Below are 6,521 nucleotides of genomic sequence, written 5' to 3'. Positions count from 1 at the left end.
GCACCAGACCGCCTCCCAAGTCCTCAGTGCCTCCCGAATTCATGGTCAAATGACTCCCGAATCCACGAGCAAAATCAGATGATCGCTGGGGATCCGGGCGGCGCTCAGTACTTCTGGGCTTTGATGGTCGTAATGGCTTCGGCGGCAATTCCGTTGGAGGTCATCGGTATTGCTATCGCGGTATCTCTGATACACCGTGAGGTCGGCGCGCGCCCGGTTGGGCAGCCGGCCATTGAGAACATCCCCGCCACATGACCAAAACCAGTCAGCAAGGAGCGACGATGCGGCACTTTCTACTTGAGTATCACCGGCCCTCTGGTGAGCTCCGGACGCTGCGGGATTTTGACACCGATGGGCATGCGGCGATGCAGGAAAGATTTGCCTTGGAAGGCGCCCAGAAGCGCGATACCGAAGTGGTATCGGCCAAACATCGGAGGGAGAACCTCTGGCACTGAGGCTTGCCTGCCATACGTTGGTGGTCGGTGGGCGCGGATCTGGTTGTTCCACCACGCTGAGTGCGGCCGTGTCGGGTGCCTGTGACAGCGAGGATGCTCCCGTTCATTTGTGGTGGCCACTGCAAGCCTTGCGGCGCCCAAGATCGTCCACAAGTCCCCCCACAGAGGGGCGCCTATCGTCTACGTCGTCCCCGATGTGGCCAACGATGCCGATGCTGGGCAGCGCTTCATTGAGCAGCAGCAGACGATGGAGAGTCGCCGGGAGCTGTGTCGCCGGCATCAGGTGGCCTCGATCAAGGAGTATCGCGAGGAGGTCGGCAACGAGGGTCCAGTTGTGCCGGATATCGTCGTGGTGATCGAGGGTGAAGGAAAACTGGTGTGGGCCTCGAATTCCGGAAAACGGGCCGGCCCGTGGAACGCCCTTGTGGAAGACCTTCTCGCCGATGGCGATTCGTTGGGGATGTTCGTGTGGCTGTTCGATCGGCACGCGCCTGAGAAGGCCAGCAGATTCCCGCAACGCCTTGTGCATCGGATCGATGATGTCACCGCGATCCGGGCGCTGATCGGCGCACTTCCTTCAGATGTGCTGGTCGAACCCGGAGAAGGCTTCGCACGCTGCGAGGCGGGCCACGAGCATCAGACGTTTCGCACGGCGGCGCCAGAGCTTCGCCAGGGTCGTCCGATGGCGTCGGCGCCGGCGGGGCTGGTCGAGGTCGGCCAGGCCCAGGTGCTGTGAGGATGGCTACGCGCGGGCCAAGGTCTCGTTGGAGGTCTGCGGGGTGCCTTTCGCTCGGAGATCAACTGGTGTCAGTGAGCGACGCAATGGCGGCTTATGGTGTGACAGGCAAACCTGCGATCGGGTTGTGCGCGCCGATGGTCGGCGGTCACGCAAGAAGGGGGCAACACAATGTTGATGAGTTCGTGGGGTACGCGGTTGGTGGCAAGTGCGGCGGCGGCCGGCGCCCTGCTGGGCGTTGGTGCTGGCACGGCGGCGGCCTGGCCGACGCCGCTGACTTCCGACCAGATTCGGTACGTCAATTCGGCGCGAGCGAGCTTCCCGACGGATGACGACACGCTCATGCTCGTCGGCAGTCAGATGTGCCGCGGTCTGTACACGGGTAAGCATGCCCCTGATGTCATCGGCGAAGCGTCTGCGAGCTATGGGATTAGCCCGGAGCAGGCTGCGGGCGTGTTGTCCGCGGCGCGAGGCAGCTTGTGCACGCAGGCACCGGGTTAGTCACGTTCGACAGCGTCGAGGGCGCGCGCCGGCTATCGGAGCTTGCTGGCGCGCGCGTCGACGATCTGATCGAGAGCATCGAGGAGATTGCCGACCTGGCCATCCCCTACGCGCGGCTTCCACGTCGCGCGACAACTGCCTTTGCAGCGGAACTGCGAACGTGGTCCGATGTTGCCGGTCGAACTGTGGGTGCACTGCTCAGTGAACGAGGGGCCGGCGAAACTACTGTTCGTGCCCTGCTCAGTGCGGCCCACGAGGCAGTAGCCGGTGCCCGGGCGACGGGTGAGCGCGTCGGCGCGCCCGCGGCGGTGACGGGACTGCTGGCTCGGCTGAACGAACGCGACTTGGTCATGCTGCGGATGCGGGTGTGGTTGCACGAGCCGGTATCCCGGCCGCTGGTGGCACAGCATCTGGGCACCTACACGGCATGGGTGCAGCGCCACGAGCCAAGGGCACGCGCACGTTTCGCGGCACTGCTGGAGGATCCGGCGCACGCGGAGGTCGGCGAGCACGCCGCAGCGTTGCGCCAGCGGCTCGGCGTTACCGCTCCTGAAACCGATGTCGTCAACGAGCTGCTCGACCTAGGCCTCGATCCGGCCAGTCAGGAAGCCCAGGTCTTGCTGCATCTGGCCGGCCCATACGTGTTGACGCAGGGATGGTTTGACAACGCTGCCGCCGGCGGCAGCGTCGCTGTCGATGCGGCGATCAACGAGCTTCTGCTGCGCGAGGGCGCGGTGACCGACCACGAGATCTTCGCGGCCGCGGTTTCTGCTGCTGTGACCGCCGATCGAGCGGAGCGCTATGTCCTGGAGCGCCTGCCAGCTCTACGCCGTTTGGGGCAACGCTGGGTGCTGTGGGGTGATGCGACCGGCGACATGGTCGCAGCGGCGTTGCATGTTCTGCGCCGGCCGGGCTCAGCCGAAGAGATTGTGGGACTGATCGGTCCGGTCCGCACAGCCAAAACTGTCCGCAATGCGTTGTCTGTTGATGACCGGTTCATGCGGACGTCCAAAACCATGTGGGGTTTGAGGACTTGGGGATTGGACGAATACGTCGGTATCTCAGTCGAATTGGCGGCGAGGATCGACACTGGCGGCGGTGCGATGCGCGTTGAGGATCTGGTCACAGAGATGGCTGCGAAGGTGCCGGATGTCAGCGTGTCATCCATCAGAACGCATCTGTACTCCACATTGGCGTTCGTGGTCGATGCTGGCATGGTGCGGCGGCGCACCGCCGCTGACGGGTGGCCGCCACTGCCTCCACTGCACTCTGTGCGTGGCGCGTTCGGATGCGGCGACCACGAGATTCGGTTGGGGGTGCCAGTCTCGGCGGATGTGCTGCGGGGATCGAGAAATCCGATCCCGGCGCCGGTTGCTGCGGCGATCGGGGTGTCCCCCGGGCAGGAACGTGTGTTCAGCACCGCCCAGGGGCCGGTGCATGTCGTGTGGCGCCTCTCGTCGATTGTGGGTCCCTACGCGGGAACCTTGCGTGCGATCGCCCAATCGGTGGGTGCCACCACGTCAGACACTTTGGTGCTCGCGTTCAACTCGCAGACATCGCAGCTCGACGTTCGTTGTGCGGCCGGCTCCCTCTCGGCGGTGGAGCGTTGTCGTGCTCTGGTGGGCACAAGGTCGGTGCGCAGTCCGCTCGCGGCGTTGGCGGCAAGTCTGGGCGTTGCACGCGGTGACGTGGTGAGGGTGCTCCACGATCGAGGCGATCATGAGCTGGCTGAGCTGGCCGCTTCAAGCTGACGATTACTGCCCCGGCCGGACGGGCCCGCTTGCCTGTCCGCTGGGTTGATTCGCTTCGGCGACTGCGTGGCGCGCCGGCCCTTGGTGGCCACTGCTGAAGTCGTCGGATAACGCCGCGGCGAGCTCGACGATCCTGCGTTGAAAGGTTCGGCTGAGCTGGGCGAGCTGGATTTCGGTTCCGAGGGCGACGTGCTTGTCCCATGGGAGGACGATTACCCGCCCTTCGGGCAGGTGGCGCTGGAACTGCTGCTCTAGGTCGGCGATATCGACGTTGGGCTTGCTCGGTGTCACGTGGTTGATGACGACGCACGCGCGGCTGAGGAGATCCTGGTATCCGTTTTGCCGAAGCCAGTCCATGGTGACGGCGGCCTGGCGGGCTCCGTCGAGCGAGGCGCTGGCCACGATCACCAACCCTGAGATGCTGCCGAGCACTCCGCGTGCGGCGGACTGGAACAGTCCGCGGCCGGTGTCGGCGATGACCAGGTTGTAGAACCGGGATACCACCGCGGTGGCATCGATCCAATCTTCGTCGTTGAACTCGCGTTGGGCGCTGCTGTAGTCCTGGGACGACAAGACCTCCAGGTTGGAGCCGTTCATGGACGTGTAGCCGCGGATTTCGTTGTAGCGGGACACGTTCTCTTGGGCGAGGAGGTCGGTGATGGTGGCCGCCGACTGTCGGTGGCCCCGGTCGACGAGGTTGCCGGCGTCGGGGTCGGCGTCGATGGCCAGAACCCGGTCACCGCGGATTTTTGCCAGGGTGGAGCCGAGGGTCATGCTCACCGTGGTCTTGCCGGCGCCGCCTTTGAGTCCGATCACGCCGATTTGGTAGGCGTCGCGGGTGTTGCGGCGGATCCGATTGTGCAGTTCAGTCTCGTATATTTCGTCGGGTGACGGCCCGAGGTTGATGCGGGTGCAGGTGTAGAGCCAGTGCCGCCAGCCACGTTGGGAGGGTGTAGGGGTGCCGCCTCGGGCGTTGACGTGGGCCAGCGAGTCGATCGCGCGTGAGTTGGTGCTGGCGCTCTGCTGCGTTCCGTGTGGGAACGGCTCCTGAGGTGGGGCTCCCCAGGTGGCGCCGCCGTCGGTCCGGAAGTCGGTTTCGTGCCCGGGGTAGGGTCCTGGCGCCCCGGCGTGCCTGAGGGCGGCCGGGGGTTGGTCGGGCCACTCACCAGGTGCGAAGGCCTGTGGCAGGGTTGGCGCCGGGCGCTGCGGCCAGTTGGGTTCGCTGGCCGGGGGCTGCGCCATCGGCGGGGGAAGCTGTGCCCCGGTGTGTGTCGCGCGTCCTGGGTCCCAGGCAGCGTGCTGGCCGGAACCGGGGTCATGACCCTCGGGGCTCGCTGGTGGGGCTGCCTCCTGGGGTGGCTCCCAGGTGGGCATGGGTTGCGGTGCAGCAGCCGCCGCCCTCATGATGGCGTCTCTGTCGACGCTGATGGTGGCGTCGTCAACAGGCTTTTCCGGTTGAGGCGGATGAAAGAGCCGGTCGTAATCGCCCGACATTGAACCCCCAGTGTCGTTTTTGGACGGACTGACCGATCTTTGCACGCGCGACGCCCCGAACGTCACGAGACCTGTGAGCCTGCCAATGCCGAGACCCCGTCCGACCTGGTGGCAGCCACTTGTCGTAGTCGCTGGTCGGCGTAGAGTCGGGTAAATACCGCGCGGCTGATACGGCGTTTGAGGCATCGCAGCGCCATCGGCCCGGAATGACCTTCACTGACTTTTTTGTCGTAGTAGATGCGTCCCGGTCCAGCCAGTCGAAGCTGCGTGACGGCACACCGGTGCAATGCCGAGTTGAGATTTCTGTTTCCCAGTTTGGTGCGACGCATACGCCCGGCGCTCCCTCCTGACCATCTCGGAGCGGGAGCGACACCGGCAAAGCGCGCGAATGCCGCCTCGCTGCCCCGGAACCGTGTGACCACGACTGTCTCTCCCAGGATCTTGGCCGCGGTGAGGTGACCCACTCCGGGCAGGGTGAGCAGGTTGGGTGCCAGGTGGCTGACGAGCTTTTTGATGCGTCGTTCGAGGGCGTTGGCCTCGGCGCCCAGTTTTTCGATCTCATCGAGCTCGACGACTGCAAGTTCGGCGACGATACCTTGTTGGCCGACAAGCCATTCCCGCACGGGGTCGCGGTGGCGCGCGAATGCCAACTGCCCTACTTCCCTGGACGGCTCGAGCTCATGGATGCGCCACAAGACCCGATTCCAGGTGGCGGTGCGCTGCTCCACGACTGTGTCGCGGCGGTCGACGAGCAGCTTGAGTTCGCGTGTTTGGTCGTCGTAGCAGGCGACGGGGAGGTTAGGTTCGCGCAGATAGGCCCGGGCGCAGGAAACGGCGTCCACGGGATCGCTCTTACCCGGTTCTCGAGCTGTTTCGTGGCGTGTTCGGGCCATGAGTCGCGTAGGAACCCTCACGCATCGCTCTCCGGATTCCAACAAGAAGCGTTCCAAGCCGCCGGACACGTGGCGTGCATCCTCAAGCGCCCAGGTGATCTCACCGCCCACGAATTTGCGCCGTGCCCATCGCAGGACAGCCTCATGGCCCTCGGCGGTGGCGGGCACAGTTTTCTCGCCGAACTGGCGTCCTGTTTGGTCCACGGCGACGGCGCAGTGGGTCTTCTTGTGGCAGTCAACCCCGATCGCATAAGGCAACTTCGGCGTCCTTTCGGTAGGCGCTGCTTGGAGCAGCGTTGGCTCATGCCCCTGGTGCCGGCAGCCGCGTGTAAGCCAGCCCCGAGAGGCGGCAGCAACGTGGATTGAGCCAGGCACCAGGGGGTGGTAACCAGACCGCTGGACGCGCCAGCGGGCGAGCATCCTGAACGGGAGAATTCCCTTGCGGCAACGGAAATTTTCTCCCCCACTGCACCAGGAGCGGCAGCTAATGTACGGGCCAGCGCGATCGCGGCATGAATCATAGAAAGCACACCTCCTGAGCGTTCAGGACCGTACTACGATACCGCCGCCGCCACCGCCGGGGCGCGGTGTTGCAACGCTGACGGCCGAATTGTCTTGGTTGCCCTACGGTGTGCCGCGATGCACCCCGCTGCAGTATCGGCAAGACTGGGTTGATGCGGTGTTCGCCGCC

At 65.0% G+C, this 6,521-nt stretch carries 6 protein-coding genes; 4 read left to right on the top strand and 2 right to left on the bottom strand.

The genetic code is table 11. The annotated features are described in order from the left end of the window. Positions 1-251 precede the first annotated feature (251 nt). From A5779_RS32610 to A5779_RS32595, 4 genes are all read left to right on the top strand, one after another. Complete coding sequence (locus A5779_RS32610; protein WP_064888229.1) at positions 252-455, top strand: hypothetical protein; 204 nt, start codon at positions 252-254, stop codon at positions 453-455. A gap of 196 nt (positions 456-651) precedes the next feature. Further along, on the top strand, positions 652-1,191 hold the full coding sequence (locus A5779_RS32605; RefSeq protein WP_064888226.1) for a hypothetical protein: 540 nt from the start codon (positions 652-654) through the stop codon (positions 1,189-1,191). Between the two features lie 171 nt (positions 1,192-1,362). Further along, entirely contained in the window at positions 1,363-1,692 is a 330-nt protein-coding gene (locus tag A5779_RS32600) for a DUF732 domain-containing protein (protein WP_236734960.1), read from the top strand. Continuing rightward, positions 1,671-3,443 carry a hypothetical protein gene (locus A5779_RS32595; RefSeq protein WP_064888225.1) on the top strand — a complete coding sequence of 591 codons (1,773 nt, stop codon included), beginning with the start codon at positions 1,671-1,673 and terminating at the stop codon, positions 3,441-3,443. The genes A5779_RS32600 and A5779_RS32595 overlap by 22 nt, the downstream gene beginning before the upstream one ends. Positions 3,444-3,446: 3 nt before the next feature. Here A5779_RS32595 and A5779_RS33330 read toward each other — a convergent pair whose 3' ends face one another. Both A5779_RS33330 and A5779_RS32585 read right to left on the bottom strand, forming a co-directional pair. After that, on the bottom strand, positions 3,447-4,937 hold the full coding sequence (locus A5779_RS33330; RefSeq protein WP_082941957.1) for a MinD/ParA family ATP-binding protein: 1,491 nt from the start codon (positions 4,935-4,937) through the stop codon (positions 3,447-3,449). A 62-nt stretch (positions 4,938-4,999) separates the two neighbouring features. Then, positions 5,000-6,088 (bottom strand): IS110 family RNA-guided transposase, encoded by a 1,089-nt coding sequence (locus A5779_RS32585; protein WP_110777980.1) that lies wholly within the window; start codon positions 6,086-6,088, stop codon positions 5,000-5,002. Positions 6,089-6,521: the final 433 nt, after the last annotated feature.

Source organism: Mycolicibacterium peregrinum (assembly GCF_001665625.1).
Lineage (GTDB): Bacteria > Actinomycetota > Actinomycetes > Mycobacteriales > Mycobacteriaceae > Mycobacterium > Mycobacterium peregrinum_B.
The sequence above is the reverse complement of the archived record's forward strand: the minus strand, read 5'-3'. Positions and strand labels throughout refer to the sequence as shown.

Coding starts and splice junctions, on each gene's coding strand:
- A5779_RS32610 (WP_064888229.1), top strand. CDS start 252: ATGACCAAAACCAGTCAGCAAGGAGCGACGATGCGGCACTTTCTACTT.
- A5779_RS32600 (WP_236734960.1), top strand. CDS start 1,363: ATGTTGATGAGTTCGTGGGGTACGCGGTTGGTGGCAAGTGCGGCGGCG.
- A5779_RS33330 (WP_082941957.1), bottom strand. CDS start 4,937: ATGTCGGGCGATTACGACCGGCTCTTTCATCCGCCTCAACCGGAAAAG.